Here is a 20,243-nt window from a genome sequence, read left to right as displayed (position 1 = left end):
TTATTCACCTTCATAACCGGGCGGCACCGGGGCGGCGTCCGGCAGGACTGTATTGTTATCACCTAACATGATGTGATCCAGAATCTGGCGCATGACGGTGCCGACAGCCGGACCGGCGCCACCGTTTTCCAGAATAATGGTCACGGCAACCCGAGGTTTGTCATAGGGAGCAAACGCGGTCATTAACTTATGGTCGCGTAATCGTTCAGCAATTCTGTGAGCGTTATAGGTTTCATTTTCTTTCAGGCCAAAGACCTGTGCCGTACCGGACTTGGCGGCGATTTTGTAGGGCGCATCCGCAAAGCTCTTGTGCGCGGTGCCGTTAGGGCGGTTTGCCACACCATACATGCCATCTTTGGCGATTTCCCAGTAGCCGGAATGGATATCGCCAATCGGCGCGGCAGGCGGCTGGCGATAGGGCACCAGCGTCCGGCCTTCACGGGTAGCGCGCAGGATATGCGGCACACGAATGATGCCATCGTTAATCAGAATCATCATCGCTTTGTTCATCTGCAGCGGCGTGGCCGTCCAGTAGCCCTGGCCGATGCCCACCGGAATGGTGTCACCCTGATACCACGGCTTTTTGAAGCGTCTCATCTTCCAGTCTCGGGTCGGCATATTGCCGGCGCTCTCCTGCGGCAGGTCGATGCCGGTCCGGCTGCCGTAGCCAAACTTGTTCATCCACTCAGAGAGGCGATCGATGCCCATGTCATAGGCGACCTGATAGAAGAAGGTATCGGCAGACTCTTCCAGCGCTTTGGTGACGTTGAGACGACCATGGCCCCATTTCTTCCAGTCGCGGAAACGCTTTTCGGAACCGGGAAGCTGCCACCAGCCAGGATCGAAAACACTGGTGTTGCGGTTAATCACCCCGGCACTCATGGCGGAGACGGCGACATAGGGTTTGACCGTTGAGGCGGGAGGGTAGGCAGCCTGAATCGCGCGGTTATAGAGCGGGCGGTTTTCATCTTCCAGCAGGCCGCGGTAATCCTTGCTGGAAATCCCGTCGACAAATAAGTTGGCGTCGTAGCTGGGGGTGGAAACCATGGCGAGGATTTCGCCGGTGCGCGGATCGCTGACGACCACCGCTGCACGACTGCCCGCCAGCAGGGTTTCAATATATTGCTGCAGCTTGAGATCGATCGTCAGATAGATATCACGGCCCGCCTGAGGTGACTCCTCATGCAGCTGGCGAATGACCCGACCACGGTTGTTGACCTCAACCTCCTCAAAGCCGGTTTTGCCGTGCAGGAGATCTTCATAATAGGCTTCGATGCCCAGCTTGCCGATATCGTGGGTCGCGGCGTAATTTGGCCAGATCCCCTCTTTATCAAGGCGGGCCACATCACGATCGTTGATTTTGGAGACGTAGCCGACCACATGCGTCAGCGTGGAACCGTATGGGTAGTAGCGGCGCTGATAGCCTTTCACTTCCACGCCGGGGAAGCGGTACTGATTGACCGCAAAGCGGGCGACCTGCACCTCATTCAGCGCGGTTTTCACCGGAATGGAGGTAAAACGACGTGAGCGTTTACGCTCTTTCTGGAAGTTTTCCAGATCTTCATCCGTCAGCTCCAGGATCGGGCGCAGATTTTCCAGCGTCTGTTGCAGGTTATCGACTTTTTCCGGCACCAGTTCAGCCTGATAGATGGTGCGGTTCAGCGCCAGCGGCGTGCCGGTACGATCGTAGATAATGCCGCGGCTGGGCGCGACAGGCACCAGTTTTATGCGGTTCTGGTTGGAGCGGGTACTGTAATCATCAAAGCGAAGGATCTGCAGATGGTAAAGGTTCACCACCAGGATTGAAGAGAGCAGCAAAATACCGACGAAGGCGAAAAACGCCCGACGGACAAAGAGTTTCTGTTCGGCGCTGTAATCGCGAAAGGCGTTGCTTTGTAATTTCATCCGCTACTTGTCATGTCTGCTGTGGGCTGATCGGTCATTCACGATGATAAGGATGATTTGCCGTGATACTCCAGGCTCGATACAGACTTTCCGCAACCAGCACGCGCACCAGCGGATGGGGCAGCGTCAATGCTGACAGGGACCAGCTCTGCTCTGCCGCCGCTTTGCAGGCGGGGGCCAGGCCTTCAGGCCCGCCAATCAGCAGGCTGACATCGCGGCCGTCCAGCTTCCAGCGTTCAAGCTGCTGCGCCAGCTGCGGGGTTTCCCACGGATGACCGGGAATATCCAGCGTGACGATGCGATTTCCTTTGCCGACCGCCGCTAACATCGCTTCGCCCTCTTTTTCAAGAATGCGTTTGATATCAGCATTTTTGCCGCGTTTCCCCGCGGTGACTTCGGTCAGCTCAAGTGGCATATCTTTCGGGAAGCGGCGCAGATACTCCATGAAACCGGTCTGCACCCAGTCGGGCATTTTCGTGCCGACGGCAACAAGTTGCAGTTTCACCGATTAGCCCCAGAGTTTTTCCAGCTCATACAGCTGGCGACTCTCTTCCTGCATCACGTGCACGATGACATCACCGAGATCAACCACGATCCAGTCCGCCGCGCTTTTACCTTCAATGCCTAAAGGCATCAGGCCAGCTAAACGGGACTCCTGCTCAACGTGCTCTGCGATCGAGGTCACATGACGCGTAGAGGTGCCGGTGCAGATGATCATGAAATCGGTGATGCTGGATTTGCCCTGAACGTCGATGGTCACGATGTCCTGACCTTTGAGATCATCAATCTTATCAATAACGAACTCTTGGAGTGCTTTACCTTGCAAAAGGTTCCCCTCTGAATCTGATGGTATCGGGCCGGCTGCGAGCCCGGAAAGTGCAGCCAGAAAATTAAGCGGCGCAGTATAGCATGCCCGGATCAGTCGCGATATAAGCCTTCGCGGTCGATATAGTCGATCACCGCCGGGGGCAACAGGTCGTCGCAGGGCTGGTTCTGATGGCGGCGGCGGCGGATTTCGGTTGCCGAAATGTTATACAGCGGCGTGTCTGCCAGCCAGATATGGCCCGCAGGCTGCTGATGCAGCTGCCGGATATCGCCGGCGAGGTGTTCATTGAGCCACTGCTGCATCTCCGGCGCCTCAAAGCGCGTGGCGTAGCCCGGCCGCTGGCACACCAGCAGATGGCAGAGTGACAGCAGATCCTCCCAGCGATGCCAGCTGGCTAAGCTCAGTAAGGAGTCCTGACCAATGATAAATCCCAGCGGCTGGGCGGCACCGCGTTCGGCGCGCCAGGCCTCCAGGGTCGTCACGGTCCAGGAGGGCGTATCGCGCGCCAGCTCACGGGTATCAATATCAAACAGCGGCAAACCGGCGATAGCACAGCGCAGCATGTCGACCCGCTGGGCCGCACTGGCTTCCGGCTGCGGACGATGGGGAGGGACATTATTGGGCAGCAGCGTCACGCGCTGCAGACCGGTCTGCTGCGCCAGCGCTTCGACCGGGCGCAGATGGCCGAAATGAATCGGATCGAACGTGCCGCCAAACAGCGCCTGTAACTCAGACATGCGCAAAACTCGTCGGAAAAGCCCGGCTGCTGAGCAGCAGCGTCAGGGTCTGCAACTGAGGCCACACCGGCTGTCCATAATCCTGCTTCAGCGTCACCTCAATCTGACTCAGCAGATGGATCGCGCGTTGCAGACGGGCAGCGTCGAGTCGCTGCAGCGCTTCGGTGAACAGCGCGCGGCGATTCTGCCAGATCCGCTGCTGATCCATCAGCGTGCGCAACGGCTGTTGTGCCTGATGACGTTGCAGATGCAGCAGCGTCAGCATATCGCGCTGCAGCGTACGCAGCAGAATCACCACCTCGCTCTCCTCTTTCTCCAGCTGATGGAGGATATGCAGGGCGCGGCGGCTTTTGCCTGCCAGTAACGCATCCACCCAGTGGAAAGGGGTGAAGTGCGCTGCATCGCTGACCGCCTCTTCCACCCGCGGCAGCGTCAGTTTGCCGTCAGGCCACTGCAGTGAGAGCCGCTCCAGCGCCTGAGCAAGCGCCAGCAGATTGCCTTCGTAGCAGTAACAGAGCAGCTGCACGGCGGCGTCATCCACCGAAAGCTTCAGCGCTCTGGCCCGATTCACCACCCAGCGGGGCAGTTGCGCCTGCTCTGGCGTCTGGCAGGGCACCATGACCGCAGAGGCGGACAGCGCTTTAAACCAGGCGCTGTTTTCCTGCGCGCGGGTCAGCTTTGCCATCCGGCAGACCATCAGAATATCGGCGTGCAGCAGCTGTGACAGCTTAACCAGCTGCTCGGCCATTGCGGCGTTAGGGCCATTGTCGGGGAATTGCAGCGTGAGGGTCTGACGCTGGGCAAACAGACTCAGTGACTGGCAGCTGACGAACAGGCTTTCCCAGTCGGTCTGCGCATCCAGCGTAAAACTGAAATGTTCCTGGAATCCCTGCGCGGTTGCGGCGGCGCGAATGGCGTCGGCACTCTCCTGCAACAGCAGCGGTTCGTTTCCGGTTAATAAATAACAGGCGCGCAGCCCCTCACGAAGCTGCGCGCTGAGTTGCTCAGGATAAATCCTGATCATTGCAGACTGGTGGCAGAGGAAGTGGGCGCTTCCTTTGAAACCTGGCCCGGCACCGGAATCACGGACGCCGGTAAGGTCTCTTTGTTGTTGATCTGTGCGGCATGCACGGTCAGCAGCTTACGTATCAGCTGTTCGGCCGCACGCTGACGCATCTCCTGTGTAATCAGATCCTGCTCGGCATCTTTTGCCAGCGCCGCGTTCGGGTTATCGAAGAATGAACGATAGACCGTGGTGCTGATTGGGTAGATGCCTTTGCCCGGCAACAGGACCTGCGCCGTTAGCGTCATGACCAGCTGATACTCAGCAGAGGTGCCGCTGATAAAGACCGAGGCGGTGTTACGTCCCGACACCTCAGGACCCAGACGCAGCGTCGGAATATCGGTGCGGTTCTGTTTAGTGTCTTCAACAATAGTGACATCGTTGATACGCAGCTGCTGACGCACAGTACGCGCAAGGGGTCCATAAGGATCGCCGGTTGAAACAATCAGGGTTTTCAGTTCGCTGGGCACCTGTGTGGTGCCACGCGGATGAAAACCACAGCCAGCGGTGATGACCACCGCCAGCATGACAAACAGCCTGATAATCGGATGTCGCACAGTTCCTCCTGAACTTAACCTACGACCAGGTTAAGCAGTTTGCCCGGTACATAAATGACTTTACGGATAGTCACACCGTCCAGGTATTTCGCCACCAGATGCTCCTGGGCAGCGCGTGCCTGAACCTGTTCCTGTGTTGCATCGGCGGCGACGGTGATCTTGCCACGCACTTTGCCGTTGACCTGCACCACAACCAGCAGTGAATCTTCAACCATAGCTGCTTCATCCGCAACCGGCCAGGTCGCTTCATCAATGGAGCCTTCGCCACCCAGCGTCTGCCACAGAACGTAGCTGGCGTGCGGGGTAAACGGATAGAGCAGACGAACGACCGCCAGCAGCGCTTCCTGCATCAGGGCGCGATCCTGCTCGCTTTCCTGCGGCGCGCGGGCCAGTTTATTCATCAGCTCCATAATCGCCGCGATAGCGGTGTTGAAGGTCTGACGGCGGCCAATATCATCGGCTACTTTGGCGATGGTTTTGTGCAGGTCGCGACGCAGCGATTTCTGCTCATCGTTCAGGCTCTCCACGTCCAGTGCCACGGTCGCACCCAGCTGGGTGTGCTCGTAGACCAGTTTCCAGACACGCTTCAGGAAGCGGTTTGCGCCTTCAACGCCAGACTCCTGCCACTCCAGCGTCATATCCGCCGGTGAGGCAAACATCATAAACAGACGCACGGTATCCGCGCCGTAACGCTCAACCATCAGCTGTGGGTCGATGCCGTTGTTTTTCGACTTCGACATTTTGCTCATGCCCGCGTAGATCACCTCGCGACCCTGCTTATCCACGGCCTTCACGATGCGGCCTTTCTCGTCACGCTCAACCTCAACGTCAACCGGTGAAACCCAGTTGCGTTCGCCGTTGTCGCCGAGGTAGTAGAAGGCATCAGCCAGCACCATACCCTGGCACAGCAGGCGTTTGGCCGGCTCGCTGGAGTTCACCAGGCCCGCATCACGCAGCAGCTTGTGGAAGAAGCGGAAATACATCAGGTGCATGATGGCGTGCTCGATACCGCCGACATACTGATCGACCGGCAGCCAGTAGTTCGCTGCAGCCGGGTCCAGCATACCCTCTTTGTAGTCGGCACAGGTGTAACGTGCGTAGTACCAGGAGGACTCCATGAAGGTGTCAAAGGTATCGGTTTCGCGCAGCGCAGGCTGGCCGTTTACCGTGGTTTTTGCCCACTCCGGATCCGCTTTGATCGGGCTGGTAATGCCATCCATCACCACATCTTCCGGCAGGATCACCGGCAGCTGATCTTCTGGTGCAGGCATTACGGTGCCATCTTCCAGCGTGACCATCGGGATAGGCGCACCCCAGTAGCGCTGACGGGAAACGCCCCAGTCGCGCAGACGGTAGTTCACTTTACGCACGCCCACGCCTTTGGCCGCCAGGGTATCTGCGATGGCGTTAAAACCGGCCGCATGATCCAGACTGTTAAATTCGCCAGAGTTGAACAGGGCGCCTTTGTCGGTCATCGCCGCCGCGCTGACGTCAGGAATGCTGCCATCCAGGTTAAGGACAACCGGCTTAATGGGCAGGTCATATTTAGTGGCAAACTCCCAGTCGCGCTGGTCGTGCGCCGGAACCGCCATCACGGCACCCGTGCCATATTCCATCAGAACGAAGTTAGCGACCCAGACAGGCAGGTGTTCGCCGGTCAGCGGGTGGACAACCGAGAGGCCGGTCGCCATGCCTTTCTTCTCCATGGTCGCCATATCGGCTTCAGCCACTTTGGTGTTGCGGCATTCAGCGATAAAGTCGGCCAGCGCCGGATTGTTCACCGACGCCTGGGTCGCCAGCGGATGGCCTGCAGCCACGGCCACATAGGTGGCGCCGATAAAGGTATCCGGGCGGGTGGTGTAGACAGTGACTTTCTCTTCGCTGTCAGCCACGTCGAAGGTGATTTCAACGCCTTCTGAGCGACCAATCCAGTTACGCTGCATGGTTTTGACCTGCTCAGGCCACTCGTCCAGCGTATCCAGGTCGTTCAGCAGCTCTTCCGCATAATCGGTGATTTTAATGAACCACTGCGGGATCTCTTTGCGCTCAACTCTGGTGTCACAGCGCCAGCAGCAGCCGTCGATCACCTGCTCGTTAGCCAGTACGGTCTGATCGTTCGGGCACCAGTTCACCGCCGAGGTTTTTTTGTAGACCAGGCCTTTTTCATACAGTTTGGTGAAGAACCACTGTTCCCAGCGGTAGTACTCAGGCTGGCAGGTCGCCAGTTCACGGCTCCAGTCATAGCCAAAGCCCAGCAGTTTAAGCTGGTTCTTCATGTAGGCGATGTTGTCGTAGGTCCACGGGGCCGGCGCGGTGTTGTTCTTCACCGCCGCGCCTTCTGCAGGCAGGCCGAAAGCATCCCAGCCAATCGGCTGGAGTACGTTTTTGCCGAGCATACGCTGATAACGCGCGATTACGTCGCCGATGGTGTAGTTACGAACGTGGCCCATGTGCAGGCGCCCAGAAGGATAGGGCAACATTGAAAGGCAGTAATATTTCTCTTTACCTTCCTGCTCAGTCACTTTAAACGTTTCGTTTTCATCCCAGTGTTGCTGCACACGGGATTCAATCTCTTCCGGGCGGTATTGCTCTTGCATGGCTGCCTGTGGTCCTTTGTGAATAACATTTTTCTGGCTTTAAGATCCGCATAGCATACCCATAAGGCCGCATATCAACAACACTTCCCACTTTTGCTGGCGCGATTTCTGCCGAAAGCGTCAGAACCTTCACCCTTTTGTAATTCCCTGTACAGACGACACGGCAAAAGCAACATTGCGACTAAACTTAATTCAGCGAGAGTCTGCATAAAAGGAGAACAAAATGAATAAAGTGGCTCAGGAATATCGCGAGTCGTTAGCCGTACTGACCGACCGTCTGCGTCAGGGCGATCGTAACCCGGATGCGCTGATTGACGGACGGCGAAGCCAGCTGCTGGCGCGCAACGATATGACGGAAGAGGAGATTGATCAGGTACTGCGCGCGGTCCGACGCGATCTGGAAGAGTTTGCGCGCAGCTATAGCGACGTCGAAGAACCGGTCGCGGACTCGCTCTTTATGCGCATTATCCGTGAGAGCGTCTGGAAAGAGCTGGCAGATATTACCGATAAGAGTCAGCTGGAGTGGCGCGAGGTCTTCCAGGATCTGCATCATCATGGGGTCTATCAGAGCGGGGAAGTGGTGGGGCTGGGGAATCTGGTGTGTGAAAAGTGCCAGTTTACCCGGGCAATCTACACGCCTGAAACGCTGTCACGTTGTCCGGAGTGCGGCCACGATCAGTTTCAGCGTCAGCCTTTTGAACCCTGATAGCGTCATCGCATGCGTGAGGCGGGCCACCGGTGGTGACCCGCATAATGGCCGGGGTTAGTGCAGGATTTTGGCGAGGAAATCTTTGGCGCGGTCAGACTGCGGATTATTAAAGAAGTCATCTTTATTGGTGTCTTCGATAATTTTCCCTTCATCCATAAAGATGACGCGATTGGCTACCTTGCGGGCAAAGCCCATCTCATGGGTTACCACCATCATTGTCATCCCCTCCTGGGCCAGTTCGACCATGACATCCAGCACCTCATTGATCATTTCCGGGTCCAGTGCGGAGGTCGGCTCATCAAACAGCATCGCGATGGGGTCCATGCAGAGTGCCCGCGCAATCGCCACGCGCTGCTGCTGGCCCCCGGAAAGCTGACCGGGAAACTTCTCAGCATGCGCGGCCAGACCCACTCGCTTCAGCAGTTTTAGCCCCTTCTCCCGCGCGGCCGCTTTGTCGCGCTTCAGCACTTTCACCTGCGCCAGCACCAGATTGTTGATAATGCTCAGGTGAGGGAAGAGTTCGAAGTGCTGAAACACCATGCCAACCTGACTGCGAAGCTGCGCCAGGTTGGTTTTTTTGTTGTTCACCTCGGTGCCATTCACCGCAATCACACCCTGCTGGATCGGCTCAAGTCCGTTAACCGTTTTGATCAGCGTCGATTTACCGGAGCCGGACGGCCCGCACACCACCACCACTTCACCGGTTTTGACCTCGGTTGAGCAGTCGGTCAGCACCTGAAAGTGACCATACCACTTAGAAACATTTTTCAGGCTAATCATTTAAACCGTCCTTTTTCTTTTCAGATAGCTGACCAACAGCGATGCACTCAGGCTGATCACGAAGTAGACCAGACCGGCAAACAGAACCATCTCCACCTGGGTCCCGTCGCGCTCACCAATGGTGGACGCGGTGCGGAAGAAGTCCGCCAGGCTTAAGACATAGACCAGTGAGGTATCCTGGAACAGCACGATACCCTGGGTCAGTAACAGCGGAACCATGGCGCGAAACGCCTGCGGCAGGATGATCAGTCTCATCGACTGCCACGGCGTCATGCCGAGCGCCAGCGCGGCGTTACCCTGGCCGCGTGAGATACTGATGATGCCGGCGCGAATAATTTCAGAGTAGTAAGCCGCTTCAAACAGCGAGAAAGCGACCATGGCTGAAATCAGCCGGATATCGGTTTTGGGCGACAGGCCCAGCACCTGCTGCAGAAAACTCGGCACCACCAGATAGAACCAGAGCAGCACCATCACCAGCGGCACGGAGCGGAACAGGTTGACATAAATTTTGGCGAACCAGCTGATCGGCTTAAAGCTCGACAGACGCATTACCGCCAGCAGCGTGCCCCACAGAATCCCGAAGACCACGGCGGTCAGGGTGATTTTAAACGTAATCACCAGGCCATTGAGCAGATAGGGCAGGCTGGGAGCAATGGAACTCCAGTCAAACTCGTACATTACTTGCCTCCCGCCTTGCCTGGCAGCCGGACCTTGCGCTCGACCAGACTCATCAACAACATAATCACCAGGTTAATCGCGACGTAGGCGAGCGTAATGGCGGTAAAGGACTCATAGGCGTGGGCCGAATAGTCGAGCAGTTTGCCCGCCTGTGCGGCCATATCGACCAGACCAATGGTGGAGGCGATAGCTGAGTTCTTAACCAGGTTCAGCATTTCCGACGTCATCGGCGGGACAATCACGCGATACGCATTCGGCAGGAGCACATAGCGGTAGGTCTGCGGCAGGGTTAATCCCATCGCCAGACCTGCATTCTTCTGCCCGGTCGGCAGTGACTGAATGGCAGCACGGACCTGCTCGCATACGCGGGCCGCGGTAAAGAGGCCAAGACAGATCATGGAGGAGAGGAAAAACTGAATGTTGGGATCCAGCTCCGACTTAAACCACATGCCGAGCTTCTCGCCCACCAGTTCAGGCGCGACCAGATACCAGAAGAAGAACTGGACGATCAGCGGGATGTTACGAAACAGTTCGACATAGCAGGTGCCAATGGTGGCCAGCAGGCGGTTAGGCACGGTGCGCAGAATGCCGAAAAATGAACCCACGAAGAAGGCAATAATCCAGGCGCAGCAGGAGACAGCAATCGTCACCTGAAAACCGGACCACAGCCAGCCAAGGTAGGTCGTGTTACCGAACGGGGCCTGTTCGAGAAAGATGCCCCAGTTCCAATCGATACCCATAACGAGCTCCGGAAAAAAAGGGTAGCGAAGCTACCCTGAAGATTGATGAACGGCGTTTTATCTTCTGACGCAGGGGAACGACCCGTGTCAGTCTGTCTGTCCATGCCGCGGTTTCAGCAATCGAGAGGGCAGCCGGGCCGCCCTTGTTATACCCGCCGTCTTTCAGGCTGCAATGTTGCTGGCTGCGTTGATTCACGCGAATCACTTACCTGCGTAAGCGCATCGGGATTCACTCTCTGGCCGCCGTAATGCAACCTGAAATCCATTGGGTATTTTGTTGTTAATTCAGTGCTTTATCGTTCGGCGTCTTGAACAGTGCTTTCATGTCTTCAGACAGTTCAAAGTTCATGTTCAGGTTCTTAGGCGGAATCGGCTGTTTAAACCAGGTGTCGAACCATTTTTCAGCCTGACCGGAGGTCTGGGCTTTAGCGATGGTTTCATCCACCAGGGCTTTGAACTGTGGATCATCTTTACGCAGCATGCAGCCATAGGCCTCTTTGGACTGCGGCGTGCCTAAGATTTCCCAGTTGTCCGGTTTTTTCGCTTTTGCGCGTTCGCCAGCCAGCAGCGCGTCATCCATCATAAAGGCCACGGCACGACCGGTTTCCAGGGTGCGGAAAGAGTCGCCGTGATCTTTTGCGCTGATGATGCGCATATCCATTTTCTGCTCGTCATTGAGTTTATGCAGCAGCACTTCAGAGGTGGTGCCGGAGGTCACAACGACGGTTTTGCCTTTCAGGTCAGCGAAATCTTTGATTGGGCCACCTTTCTTCACCAGCAGACGGGTGCCGATGACAAAAATGGTGTCAGAGAAGGCTGCCTGTTTCTGGCGCTCAAGGTTATTGGTGGTCGAGCCACACTCATAATCGTAGGTGCCGTTCTGCAACAGCGGAATACGGTTCTGAGAGGTGATAGGGATCATCTTGACCTGCAGATCCGGCTTGTTCAGTTTTGCTTTGATGGCGTCCACGATGGCGTTGGAATAGGCCTGTGAATAGCCTACCACTTTTTGCTGGTTGTCATAATAAGAAAAGGGAACTGATGATTCGCGATGCCCGACCACAATAACGCCATTGTCATTGATCTTTTTCAGGGTGCCGCTGAGATCTTCCGCCTGGGCCGCTCCCGCCGCTGCGCTGATCAGCAGAAGAGATAATGCCACTTTGCGTAGTTGCATGTTCCAACTCCTTCGTATGAAAAAGGCACAGGCTATAACCTGCGCTGATTATGATGTTGTGTCTGTTTTTTGCTGCGTCCGGGCTCTTTCTGCGCTGAAAACGGGCGCAGAAGAGTCACTAACATAGCGGATTGTTAACGCAATGAAACAAAAAAGTTTCTGTTTTGCGAGGTGATACGCACCAAAAGAAGGCAAATATCCCGCGCTGCGCGGTAACGGTGCAGCGGTGCGGATGGTTTTGGTGCAACCGGCTCGCTGTCAGCGCCTGCAATCAGCCTGTTTGTGAAAAACACTGAAATATTTAGCAATCATCGTGCCAGAAAGCGGTTCAGAGCGAGAAAGGCAGCAGAGTATGCGGTCAGGAGAGTGAGTTATATCGGGGAGAAAGAAATAAAAAACGAAGCCTCAGAAGGCTGACACACCCGAAGCCGGAGGAATCTGGCAGTAAAGCGTCAGATGAAAGCGCAGGGAACAGGGGCTGAAGCGGAAAGCGACCCGCGCCATGGACGACGCGGGTCGGGGGTGTCAGAGAGGGCGGTTTTTGCCTGACCGTGTTTCCTGCGCTGGCTGGATCTCACCGCTGGCCTTGCGGCATCCAGGCTGTTATCGACGGCGACGCAGCAGGGCAATTACCGCAGCCAGCAGCGTCAGAGACCACACCGGCCAGACGCCCGCTTTCGCGTAGGGCGTTTCCCCCTGGGTCGGGGTAACTTTGCTGGTCAGGACATCGCGGGTGAACTGCGGCAGAATGGACGTCACATCGCCTTTCGCATCCACCACGGCCGTGACGCCATTGTTAGTGCTGCGTAACAGCGGACGACCCAGTTCCAGCGCCCGCATCCGCGCCATCTGGAAATGCTGCCATGGGCCGATCGAGTGACCAAACCAGGCATCATTAGAAACGGTCAGCAGGAAGTTCGTATCAGGATGGAAGTTGGCCCGCACCTGTTCACCCAGCACGATCTCATAACAGATCGCCGTGGTAAGGTGATATCCCGCCACGCTGAGCTGCGGCTGGAGATAGTTGCCCCGGCTGAACGCGGACATCGGTAAATCAAAGAACGGAGCCAGCGGACGCAGCAGATCGGCCAGCGGCACAAATTCACCAAACGGCACCAGATGATTTTTCTGGTAGCGGTTGCCACTGAAGTAGTTGTACGGCGCTTTGCCGCCCAGCACGATGACCGTGTTGTAGTCGTGATAGCGGTTCTGCTCCAGCCGGGAGTCAACAATGCCGGTGACCAGCGAACTGCCGCGCTGACGCAGCTCATCATCCAGCGAACGCAGGAAGGGCTGCTGGTTGCTTTCCAGATCGGTTATCGCTGACTCCGGCCAGATAATGATCGGCGCTTTGCCCATCAGCGGCTGACTGAGGCCGGTGTAAATGCGCAGCGTGTTAAGCAGCTGCTGCGGGTCCCACTTCATGGATTGCGGAATGTTGCCCTGAACCAGCGCCACCTCGACGGTGCGTTCGGGCATCGGCTCAACCCACTGGAGGTAGCGCAACGGCCACGGCAGCGCCAGCAGCAGCAGCGCGGCGATCAGACTTCTGACATTGCGCTGCTGCAGGGCATAAGCCAGCAGCCCGGCGATAACCATCAGCAGGAAGGTCAGGGTTTCAACGCCCGCCAGCGGTGCCAGACCCTTCAGCGGTCCGTCGATCTGGCTGTAACCAAACTGCAGCCACGGAAAGCCGGTCAGCACCCAGCCGCGCAGGAACTCGGTGATCTGCCACAGCGCCGGGGCGGCCAGCGCCAGTCGCCACAGCGAAGTGCGAGGCCACAGGCGGTTCAGCACACCGGCAAACAGGGCCGGATAGAGCGCCAGATAGGCGGCGAGCAGCACCACAATAAACACGTTCACCGGGCCGGGCATACCGCCAAAGGTGGCGATGCTGACGTAAACCCAGTTGACGCCGCTGCCAAACAGGCCCAGCCCCCAGACAAAGCCGATGGCGCTGGCCTGCGGAGTGGAACGGTTAAGGGTCAGCAGCTGTAAACCGCACAGTGACAGCAGTGCGGCGGGCCAGAAATCGTAGGGGGAGAAGGCGAGGGTGCCAGACGCACCCGTTATTAAAGCCAGCAGCAGGCGAACCCGCTGACGCGGGTAAAGTGAGGCGAAAGCCATAGACTTATTCGTCTTCCAGTTGAGGTTGTGGTGCGTTTTCCGGAATAGTCACATGAACCTGGATGATGCGTCGGCTGTCCGCCATCGCCACCTTGAACTGGTAACCTTCAATCTCGATGCTTTCACCACGTGCAGGCAGATGGCCGAAGCCCTGCATCACCAGGCCCCCGATGGTGTCGACTTCATCATCACTGAACTGCGTGCCAAACACCTCATTGAAATCTTCAATGGCGGTCAGCGCGCGCACCGTGAAGGTGTGGCGGTTGAGCTGACGGATATCACGATCTTCTTCGTCGTCATACTCATCTTCAATCTCACCGACGATCAGTTCCAGGATATCTTCAATGGTCACCAGGCCGGAGACGCCGCCAAACTCATCAATCACGATCGCCATGTGGTAACGCTGGGAGCGAAACTCTTTCAGCATCCGATCCACACGCTTACTTTCCGGCACCACCACCGCAGGACGCAGCACTTTTTCAATGCTGAAAGGTTCGGATTCGCTGCTCATAAACGGCAGTAAATCTTTCGCCATCAGGATACCTTCCACATGATCTTTATCTTCGCTGATCACCGGGAAGCGGGAGTGCGCGGAGTCGATGATGACATCCAGACACTCTTCAAGGCTCTGATTCCGTTTCAGGGTGATCATCTGCGAGCGCGGGATCATGATGTCACGCACGCGCTGCTCCGCAATATCCAGAACCCCTTCGAGCATGTCGCGGGTGTCCTGGTCAATCAGCTCTTTGTTGTTCGAGTCGCGGATCAGCTCCAGTAGCTCATCACGGTTTTTGGGTTCGCCGTGAAAAAGCTGGTTGATTAACAGGGAGAAAAATCCCTTTTTACTACTGGGTGCATCGCTGTTTTGAGAATGGTCGTCGCTCATGGCGGTTTTTAAAGATCTCTCTGGTGAGGAATGGGGGCTGTCAGCCACATGCACTGACAGCCGGATAGCCTGAATGCGGGACTCAGGCGTCTTCTTTCTCCGAAATGTACGGATCAGGATACCCAAGAGCAAGCATTATCTCGGTCTCCAGCCCTTCCATTTCATCGGCTTCATCGTCATCAATATGGTCATATCCCAGCAGATGCAGCGTGCCGTGCACGACCATGTGGGCCCAGTGCGCCTCCACGCTTTTACCCTGTTCAGCCGCTTCCTGCTCAACCACCTGACGGCAGATAATGAGATCGCCCAGCAGCGGCAGCTCAATACCCGGTGGGGCTTCAAACGGGAAGGAGAGCACGTTAGTCGGCTTGTCTTTACCGCGATAGGTCAGATTAAGCTCATGACTTTCGGCTTCATCAACCAGACGGACGGTGACTTCGCTGTCGGGCTGAAAAGGGGCAACCGCCGCCGAGAGCCAGCGATGAAACTGGCTTTCATCCGGCAACCCTGCGCTGTTTTCACAGGCGACCTGCAGGTCGAGAATCACTTCGCTCATTTGCTCTCCTGGGTTGCGCTCTGCGCCGCCAGTGCTTCACGTTTGCGCTCTTCAGCCTGCTGGTCACGCCGGGTCTGATCGGCCGCTTCCCAGGCTTCATAGGCGGTGACAATGCGGGCCACGACAGGATGGCGAACCACATCCTCGCTGTGGAAGAAGTTGAAGCTAATCTCCTCCACATCAGAGAGCACCTCAATGGCGTGACGCAGGCCGGACTTAACGTGGCGCGGCAGGTCAATCTGGGTCACGTCACCAGTAATGACCGCTTTGGAGTTGAAGCCGATACGCGTCAGGAACATTTTCATCTGTTCGATGGTGGTGTTCTGGCTCTCATCAAGAATGATAAACGCATCGTTCAGGGTACGACCACGCATGTAGGCCAGCGGGGCCACTTCAATGACGTTGCGCTCCATCAGCTTTTCAACCCGCTCGAAACCGAGCATTTCAAACAGCGCATCGTAGAGCGGACGCAGATAGGGGTCGACTTTCTGGCTCAGATCGCCGGGCAGGAAGCCCAGTTTTTCACCCGCTTCTACCGCCGGACGGGTCAGCATGATGCGACGGATCTCCTGACGCTCCAGCGCGTCCACCGCGGCGGCCACGGCCAGATAGGTTTTACCGGTACCGGCCGGGCCGATACCAAAGGTGATATCGTGGTCGAGGACATTTGCGATGTACTGCGCCTGGTTCGGCGTACGCGGTTTGATAACGCCACGTTTGGTCTTGATGTTGACCGCTTTACCGTACTCCGGCACGCTGTCCGCGGTTTGCTCCAGCACCCGGCTCTCTTTGATGGCGAGATGAATCTGGTCCGGCTCGATATCCGGAATGTCGCCGCGCACGGGCGCCGTATCCACATAGAGCGTTTTCAGGATATCGGCGGCGGCATTGACGCACAGAGGGCGTCCAACCAGCTTAAAGACGTTGTCGCGACGATTGATCTCAATACCCAGTCGGCGCTCAAGCTGTTTCACATTGTCATCGAACGGCCCGCACAGGCTCATCAGACGACGGTTATCAGCCGGTTCAAGGGCGATTTCACGAGTTTCGATATTCAAACGAATCCTTTGGGTCACTCAGGGCCAGTTATGGGGTGTGTCTGACGCACCGTTGAGCTTAACCGGATGCACCATAACGAAATTATTTATGCCGTAACGCCTGGGCGCAAGCTTAAGGAGAGATATTTGGGCAACAGCTTCAGAAAGCAAGTGTCGCAATGTGAAACGGGCGGCAGCGCGAAGCGCGCTGCCGCACAATAAAGCCGGTATCACGGCTGGAAGATACCCACGCCGATGTCATTCTCTTTGCGGGTGCGGGCAATCACAGACGCCGGGCTCTGTGCCATGCGCAGGCCCATCTCATCTTCGGTGCGCACCAGCCTGCCGCGCAGGGAGTTGGTGTAGACATCGACAATTTCAACATCCACAAACCGGCCGATCATCTCAGGTGAGCCTTCAAAGTTGACCACGCGGTTATTTTCGGTGCGGCCAGAGACTTCCATGACGTTCTTGCGGGAGATGCCTTCAACCAGAATACGCTGCACGGTGCCCAGCATGCGGCGACTGATCGCCTGCGCCTGCTGGTTGATGCGATCCTGCAGGATCCACAGACGCTGCTTCTTCTCCTCCTCGCTGACATCATCCGGCAGGTCAGCGGCGGGTGTGCCGGGACGGGCTGAGTAGACAAAGCTGAAGCTGACATCGAAATTCACGTCGGCGATGAGCTTCATGGTCTGCTCGAAATCCTGCTGGGTTTCACCCGGGAAACCGATGATGAAGTCAGAGCTGATCTCAATATCGGGACGAGCCGCGCGCAGCTTGCGGATAATCGCTTTATATTCCAGTGCCGTGTGAGCGCGTTTCATCAGCGTGAGAATGCGGTCTGCGCCGCTCTGCACCGGCAGATGGAGGAAGCTCACCAGCTCCGGCGTATCACGGTAGACATCGATGATGTCATCCGTGAACTCAATCGGGTGGCTGGTGGTGAAGCGGATGCGGTCAATACCGTCGATGGCGGCGACCAGGCGCAGCAGCTCAGCGAAGGTACAGGTGTCGCCATCAAAGGAAGCACCGCGCCAGGCGTTGACGTTCTGACCCAGCAGGTTCACTTCGCGCACGCCCTGCGCCGCCAGCTGAGCAATCTCCAGCAGAATGTCGTCACACGGACGGCTCACTTCCTCACCACGGGTGTAAGGCACCACGCAGAACGTACAATATTTGTTGCAGCCTTCCATGATGGAGACAAAGGCTGTCGGACCTTCTGCGCGGGGTTCCGGCAGGCGGTCAAACTTTTCGATTTCCGGGAAGCTGATGTCTACCACCGGGCTTTTACTGCCGCGCACGGTGTTGATCATCTCCGGCAGGCGGTGCAGGGTCTGCGGGCCAAATACGATGTCCACGCAGGGCGCTCGCTGACGAATATGATCTCCTTCCTGTGACGCCACACAGCCGCCCACGCCAATGATCACATCCGGGTTACGCTCTTTCAGCTTTCTCCAGCGCCCCAGCTGGTGGAAAACCTTCTCCTGCGCTTTTTCGCGGATAGAGCAGGTGTTAAGCAGCAGAACATCCGCTTCTTCAGCGACCTCGGTCAGCGTATAGCCGTGCGTACTGTTCAGCAGATCAGACATCTTCGATGAATCATACTCATTCATCTGACATCCCCAGGTTTTGATATGCAGTTTTTTTGTCATCGCGCTAGCCATTGATTCAGTGCAGTGAAGTGCGGGGCGCGTATTGTAATGCTTTGATGCGGTTGTGACCAGCCTGCGGGCTTTTCTGTCAGCTATCCGGTTTTCCGGTACACTTTGCTGTATTCAGACCCGTGTTGCGCAGGCGGACGGCAATAAGAGAAGGATAGAAGCAATGCAGGATAATCAGTTTGATGTGGTGATTGTCGGGGGAGGCATGGTGGGTGCTGCGCTGGCCTGTGGACTGACGCAGCAGCGTTTCCGCGTGGCGGTCATTGAACGCGCCGAGCCCGCCCCCTTTGATGCCGACAGCGATCCCGATCTGCGCATTTCAGCGATCGGTTCCTCCTCGGTGGCGTTACTGAAGCAGCTTAGCGTCTGGCCGCGGGTGGAAGCGATGCGAAGCGCCCCTTATCGCAGGCTGGAAACCTGGGAGTGGCAGACGGCGCAGGTGAGTTTCGATGCCGCCTCGCTGGGATTGCCGGAGCTGGGCTTCATGGTCGAGAACAGCGTTCTTCAGCGCGCGTTGTGGGAAGAGATGCAGTCGCGGGATGTGACCTGCTACTGCCCGGCCACGCTGGAAAATCTGCAGCCGGAAAACGGCGGCTGGCGCGTCGACCTGAGCGATGGCGTGACGCTGCATACCCGGCTGGTAATCGGCGCCGATGGGGCCAATTCGCAGGTGCGGCAGATGGCCGGCATCGGGATTCATGGCTGGAGCTATGCGCAGTCCTGTTTACTGATCAGCGTGACCTGTGAACATCCGGCAGGCGATGCCACCTGGCAGCACTTCACTCCTCAGGGGCCACGCGCCTTTTTGCCGCTGTATGACAACCGGGCCTCGCTGGTCTGGTATGACGCACCGGCAAGAGTCCGTCAGCTTCAGGCGATGCCGATGGCCCAGCTGGAAAAAGAGATTGCCAGTCACTTCCCGGCGCGGCTGGGACGTTTTAAAGCCCACGCGGCGGGCAGTTTCCCGCTGGTGCGCCGTCACGCTTCGCAGTATGTGCTGCCGGGGCTGGCGCTGGTTGGCGATGCGGCGCACACCATCAATCCGCTGGCCGGGCAGGGCGTCAATCTGGGCTATCGCGATATTGATGCGTTGATTGATGTGCTGGTCAGCGCGCGCGATGCGGCGGAAGAGTGGGCCTCTGAGCGGGTGCTGCAGCGTTATCACCGCAAGCGCCGCCGCGACAACATGCTGATGCAGGGGGGGATGGATCTCTTCTACTTCGCCTTCAGCAATCAGCTGGCTCCGCTGCGGTTTGCACGAAATCTCGGCCTGATCGCCGCCGAACATTCCGGGGTACTGAAGCGGCAGGTGCTGCGCTACGCGCTGGGATTGTAACAGACAGGCGGTCTGGCTCGCCGCAGGGTGGGTCAGCCGTCAGAAAGGCAGACGACAAAAACAACAAAGCCCGCAAAAGCGGGCCTGTTGTGCAATTTGGCTGGGGTGCAGGGATTCGAACCCCGGAATGCTGGTATCAGAAACCAGTGCCTTACCGCTTGGCGACACCCCAATAATGGTGTTTTTCAAATTGTCTTTGTATGGCTGGGGTGCAGGGATTCGAACCCCGGAATGCTGGTATCAGAAACCAGTGCCTTACCGCTTGGCGACACCCCAATTATATGGTGGCTACGACGGGAATCGAACCTGTGACCCCAGCATTATGAGTGCTGTGCTCTAACCAGCTGAGCTACGTAGCCAAATTGTACTGCATTTTAATGATGGCTGGGATACCTGGATTCGAACCAGGGAATGCCGGTATCAAAAACCGGTGCCTTACCGCTTGGCGATATCCCATTCGTCCGTTCTCAGCATCGAGAATCATCAAAATTGGCTGGGATACCTGGATTCGAACCAGGGAATGCCGGTATCAAAAACCGGTGCCTTACCGCTTGGCGATATCCCATCCACGCTGCCGAATAATGAAATGGTGCGGGAGGCGAGACTTGAACTCGCACACCTTGCGGCGCCAGAACCTAAATCTGGTGCGTCTACCAATTTCGCCACTCCCGCAAAAAAAGATGGTGGCTACGACGGGAATCGAACCTGTGACCCCAGCATTATGAGTGCTGTGCTCTAACCAGCTGAGCTACGTAGCCATCTTTTTTTCGCGTTACCTTCATCGGCGTTGCGGGGCGCATTATGCGGAGTTGACCTGACAGCGTCAACAATTTTTTTACCGATTTTTGCCTGGTTATGGCTGTTTGCG

At 56.9% G+C, this 20,243-nt stretch carries 18 protein-coding genes and 7 tRNA genes; 2 read left to right on the top strand and 23 right to left on the bottom strand.

Features of this window, described 5'->3' with window-relative positions; translation table 11 throughout:
- From mrdA to leuS, 7 genes are all read right to left on the bottom strand, one after another.
- Positions 1-1,905 (bottom strand): peptidoglycan DD-transpeptidase MrdA, encoded by a 1,905-nt coding sequence (mrdA, locus tag F3I47_RS05565; protein WP_009091503.1) that lies wholly within the window; start codon positions 1,903-1,905, stop codon positions 1-3.
- 34 nt (positions 1,906-1,939) lie between these two features.
- Positions 1,940-2,410, bottom strand: coding sequence for a 23S rRNA (pseudouridine(1915)-N(3))-methyltransferase RlmH (gene rlmH / locus F3I47_RS05560; protein WP_009091501.1), 471 nt, complete (start codon positions 2,408-2,410; stop codon positions 1,940-1,942).
- 3 nt (positions 2,411-2,413) lie between these two features.
- Positions 2,414-2,731, bottom strand: a complete 318-nt coding sequence (gene rsfS, locus F3I47_RS05555) for a ribosome silencing factor (RefSeq protein WP_009091499.1) — start codon at positions 2,729-2,731, stop codon at positions 2,414-2,416.
- 92 nt (positions 2,732-2,823) lie between these two features.
- Entirely contained in the window at positions 2,824-3,468 is a 645-nt protein-coding gene (gene nadD, locus F3I47_RS05550; RefSeq protein ID WP_150029403.1) for a nicotinate-nucleotide adenylyltransferase, read from the bottom strand.
- Positions 3,461-4,492 (bottom strand): DNA polymerase III subunit delta, encoded by a 1,032-nt coding sequence (gene holA / locus F3I47_RS05545; protein WP_150029404.1) that lies wholly within the window; start codon positions 4,490-4,492, stop codon positions 3,461-3,463. The genes nadD and holA overlap by 8 nt, the downstream gene beginning before the upstream one ends.
- The gene (gene lptE / locus F3I47_RS05540) at positions 4,489-5,088 is read right to left on the bottom strand and encodes an LPS assembly lipoprotein LptE (RefSeq protein WP_009091493.1); all 600 of its coding nucleotides are present in this window, start codon (positions 5,086-5,088) and stop codon (positions 4,489-4,491) included. Before lptE ends, holA begins: the two co-directional genes overlap by 4 nt.
- A gap of 14 nt (positions 5,089-5,102) precedes the next feature.
- Positions 5,103-7,685: a leucine--tRNA ligase gene (leuS, locus tag F3I47_RS05535; protein ID WP_150029405.1), complete on the bottom strand. Its 2,583-nt coding sequence runs from the start codon at positions 7,683-7,685 to the stop codon at positions 5,103-5,105.
- Positions 7,686-7,908: 223 nt separating this feature from the next.
- On the opposite strand from leuS, the gene F3I47_RS05530 reads away from it, so the two are divergent.
- Complete coding sequence (locus F3I47_RS05530) at positions 7,909-8,391, top strand: zinc ribbon-containing protein (protein ID WP_046101412.1); 483 nt, start codon at positions 7,909-7,911, stop codon at positions 8,389-8,391.
- A 57-nt stretch (positions 8,392-8,448) separates the two neighbouring features.
- On the opposite strand, the gene F3I47_RS05525 is transcribed toward F3I47_RS05530, so the two are convergent.
- From F3I47_RS05525 to miaB, 9 genes are all read right to left on the bottom strand, one after another.
- Positions 8,449-9,174, bottom strand: a complete 726-nt coding sequence (locus F3I47_RS05525; RefSeq protein WP_009091487.1) for an amino acid ABC transporter ATP-binding protein — start codon at positions 9,172-9,174, stop codon at positions 8,449-8,451.
- Positions 9,175-9,852 (bottom strand): glutamate/aspartate ABC transporter permease GltK, encoded by a 678-nt coding sequence (gene gltK, locus F3I47_RS05520; RefSeq protein WP_009091486.1) that lies wholly within the window; start codon positions 9,850-9,852, stop codon positions 9,175-9,177.
- On the bottom strand, positions 9,852-10,592 hold the full coding sequence (locus tag F3I47_RS05515) for an amino acid ABC transporter permease (RefSeq protein WP_150029406.1): 741 nt from the start codon (positions 10,590-10,592) through the stop codon (positions 9,852-9,854). Before F3I47_RS05515 ends, gltK begins: the two co-directional genes overlap by 1 nt.
- A 280-nt stretch (positions 10,593-10,872) precedes the next feature.
- A complete protein-coding gene (locus tag F3I47_RS05510) occupies positions 10,873-11,769 on the bottom strand; it encodes an amino acid ABC transporter substrate-binding protein (RefSeq protein WP_009091482.1) in 897 nt (298 codons plus the stop codon).
- A gap of 603 nt (positions 11,770-12,372) precedes the next feature.
- Positions 12,373-13,896 carry an apolipoprotein N-acyltransferase gene (lnt, locus tag F3I47_RS05505; RefSeq protein WP_150029407.1) on the bottom strand — a complete coding sequence of 508 codons (1,524 nt, stop codon included), beginning with the start codon at positions 13,894-13,896 and terminating at the stop codon, positions 12,373-12,375.
- A gap of 4 nt (positions 13,897-13,900) precedes the next feature.
- Positions 13,901-14,782 carry a CNNM family magnesium/cobalt transport protein CorC gene (corC, locus tag F3I47_RS05500; RefSeq protein WP_009091478.1) on the bottom strand — a complete coding sequence of 294 codons (882 nt, stop codon included), beginning with the start codon at positions 14,780-14,782 and terminating at the stop codon, positions 13,901-13,903.
- A gap of 82 nt (positions 14,783-14,864) precedes the next feature.
- The gene (gene ybeY, locus F3I47_RS05495; RefSeq protein WP_058956316.1) at positions 14,865-15,338 is read right to left on the bottom strand and encodes an rRNA maturation RNase YbeY; all 474 of its coding nucleotides are present in this window, start codon (positions 15,336-15,338) and stop codon (positions 14,865-14,867) included.
- Positions 15,335-16,396: a PhoH family protein gene (locus tag F3I47_RS05490; protein ID WP_009091474.1), complete on the bottom strand. Its 1,062-nt coding sequence runs from the start codon at positions 16,394-16,396 to the stop codon at positions 15,335-15,337. The genes ybeY and F3I47_RS05490 overlap by 4 nt, the downstream gene beginning before the upstream one ends.
- A gap of 209 nt (positions 16,397-16,605) precedes the next feature.
- Complete coding sequence (gene miaB / locus F3I47_RS05485) at positions 16,606-18,030, bottom strand: tRNA (N6-isopentenyl adenosine(37)-C2)-methylthiotransferase MiaB (protein ID WP_150029408.1); 1,425 nt, start codon at positions 18,028-18,030, stop codon at positions 16,606-16,608.
- A gap of 172 nt (positions 18,031-18,202) precedes the next feature.
- Between miaB and ubiF the strand changes: the two genes are divergently transcribed.
- Positions 18,203-19,375, top strand: a complete 1,173-nt coding sequence (gene ubiF / locus F3I47_RS05480; protein ID WP_046101415.1) for a 3-demethoxyubiquinol 3-hydroxylase — start codon at positions 18,203-18,205, stop codon at positions 19,373-19,375.
- A 97-nt stretch (positions 19,376-19,472) separates the two neighbouring features.
- Here ubiF and F3I47_RS05475 read toward each other — a convergent pair.
- The 7 genes from F3I47_RS05475 to F3I47_RS05445 all read right to left on the bottom strand — a co-directional run bounded on the left by F3I47_RS05475 (position 19,473) and on the right by F3I47_RS05445 (position 20,133).
- Positions 19,473-19,547 (bottom strand) — tRNA-Gln (locus F3I47_RS05475).
- A gap of 29 nt (positions 19,548-19,576) precedes the next feature.
- Positions 19,577-19,651: transfer RNA gene (locus tag F3I47_RS05470), tRNA-Gln, on the bottom strand.
- Positions 19,652-19,657: 6 nt separating this feature from the next.
- Positions 19,658-19,734, bottom strand: a tRNA-Met gene (locus F3I47_RS05465).
- A 22-nt stretch (positions 19,735-19,756) separates the two neighbouring features.
- Positions 19,757-19,831: transfer RNA gene (locus F3I47_RS05460), tRNA-Gln, on the bottom strand.
- Between the two features lie 34 nt (positions 19,832-19,865).
- Positions 19,866-19,940, bottom strand: a tRNA-Gln gene (locus tag F3I47_RS05455).
- 22 nt (positions 19,941-19,962) lie between these two features.
- A tRNA-Leu gene (locus F3I47_RS05450) sits at positions 19,963-20,047 on the bottom strand.
- 9 nt (positions 20,048-20,056) lie between these two features.
- Positions 20,057-20,133, bottom strand: a tRNA-Met gene (locus F3I47_RS05445).
- Positions 20,134-20,243 lie beyond the last annotated feature (110 nt).

The sequence above is a fragment of the Pantoea sp. M_10 genome (genome assembly GCF_008631515.1).
GTDB lineage: Bacteria > Pseudomonadota > Gammaproteobacteria > Enterobacterales > Enterobacteriaceae > Pantoea > Pantoea anthophila.
The sequence above is the reverse complement of the archived record's forward strand: the minus strand, read 5'-3'. Positions and strand labels throughout refer to the sequence as shown.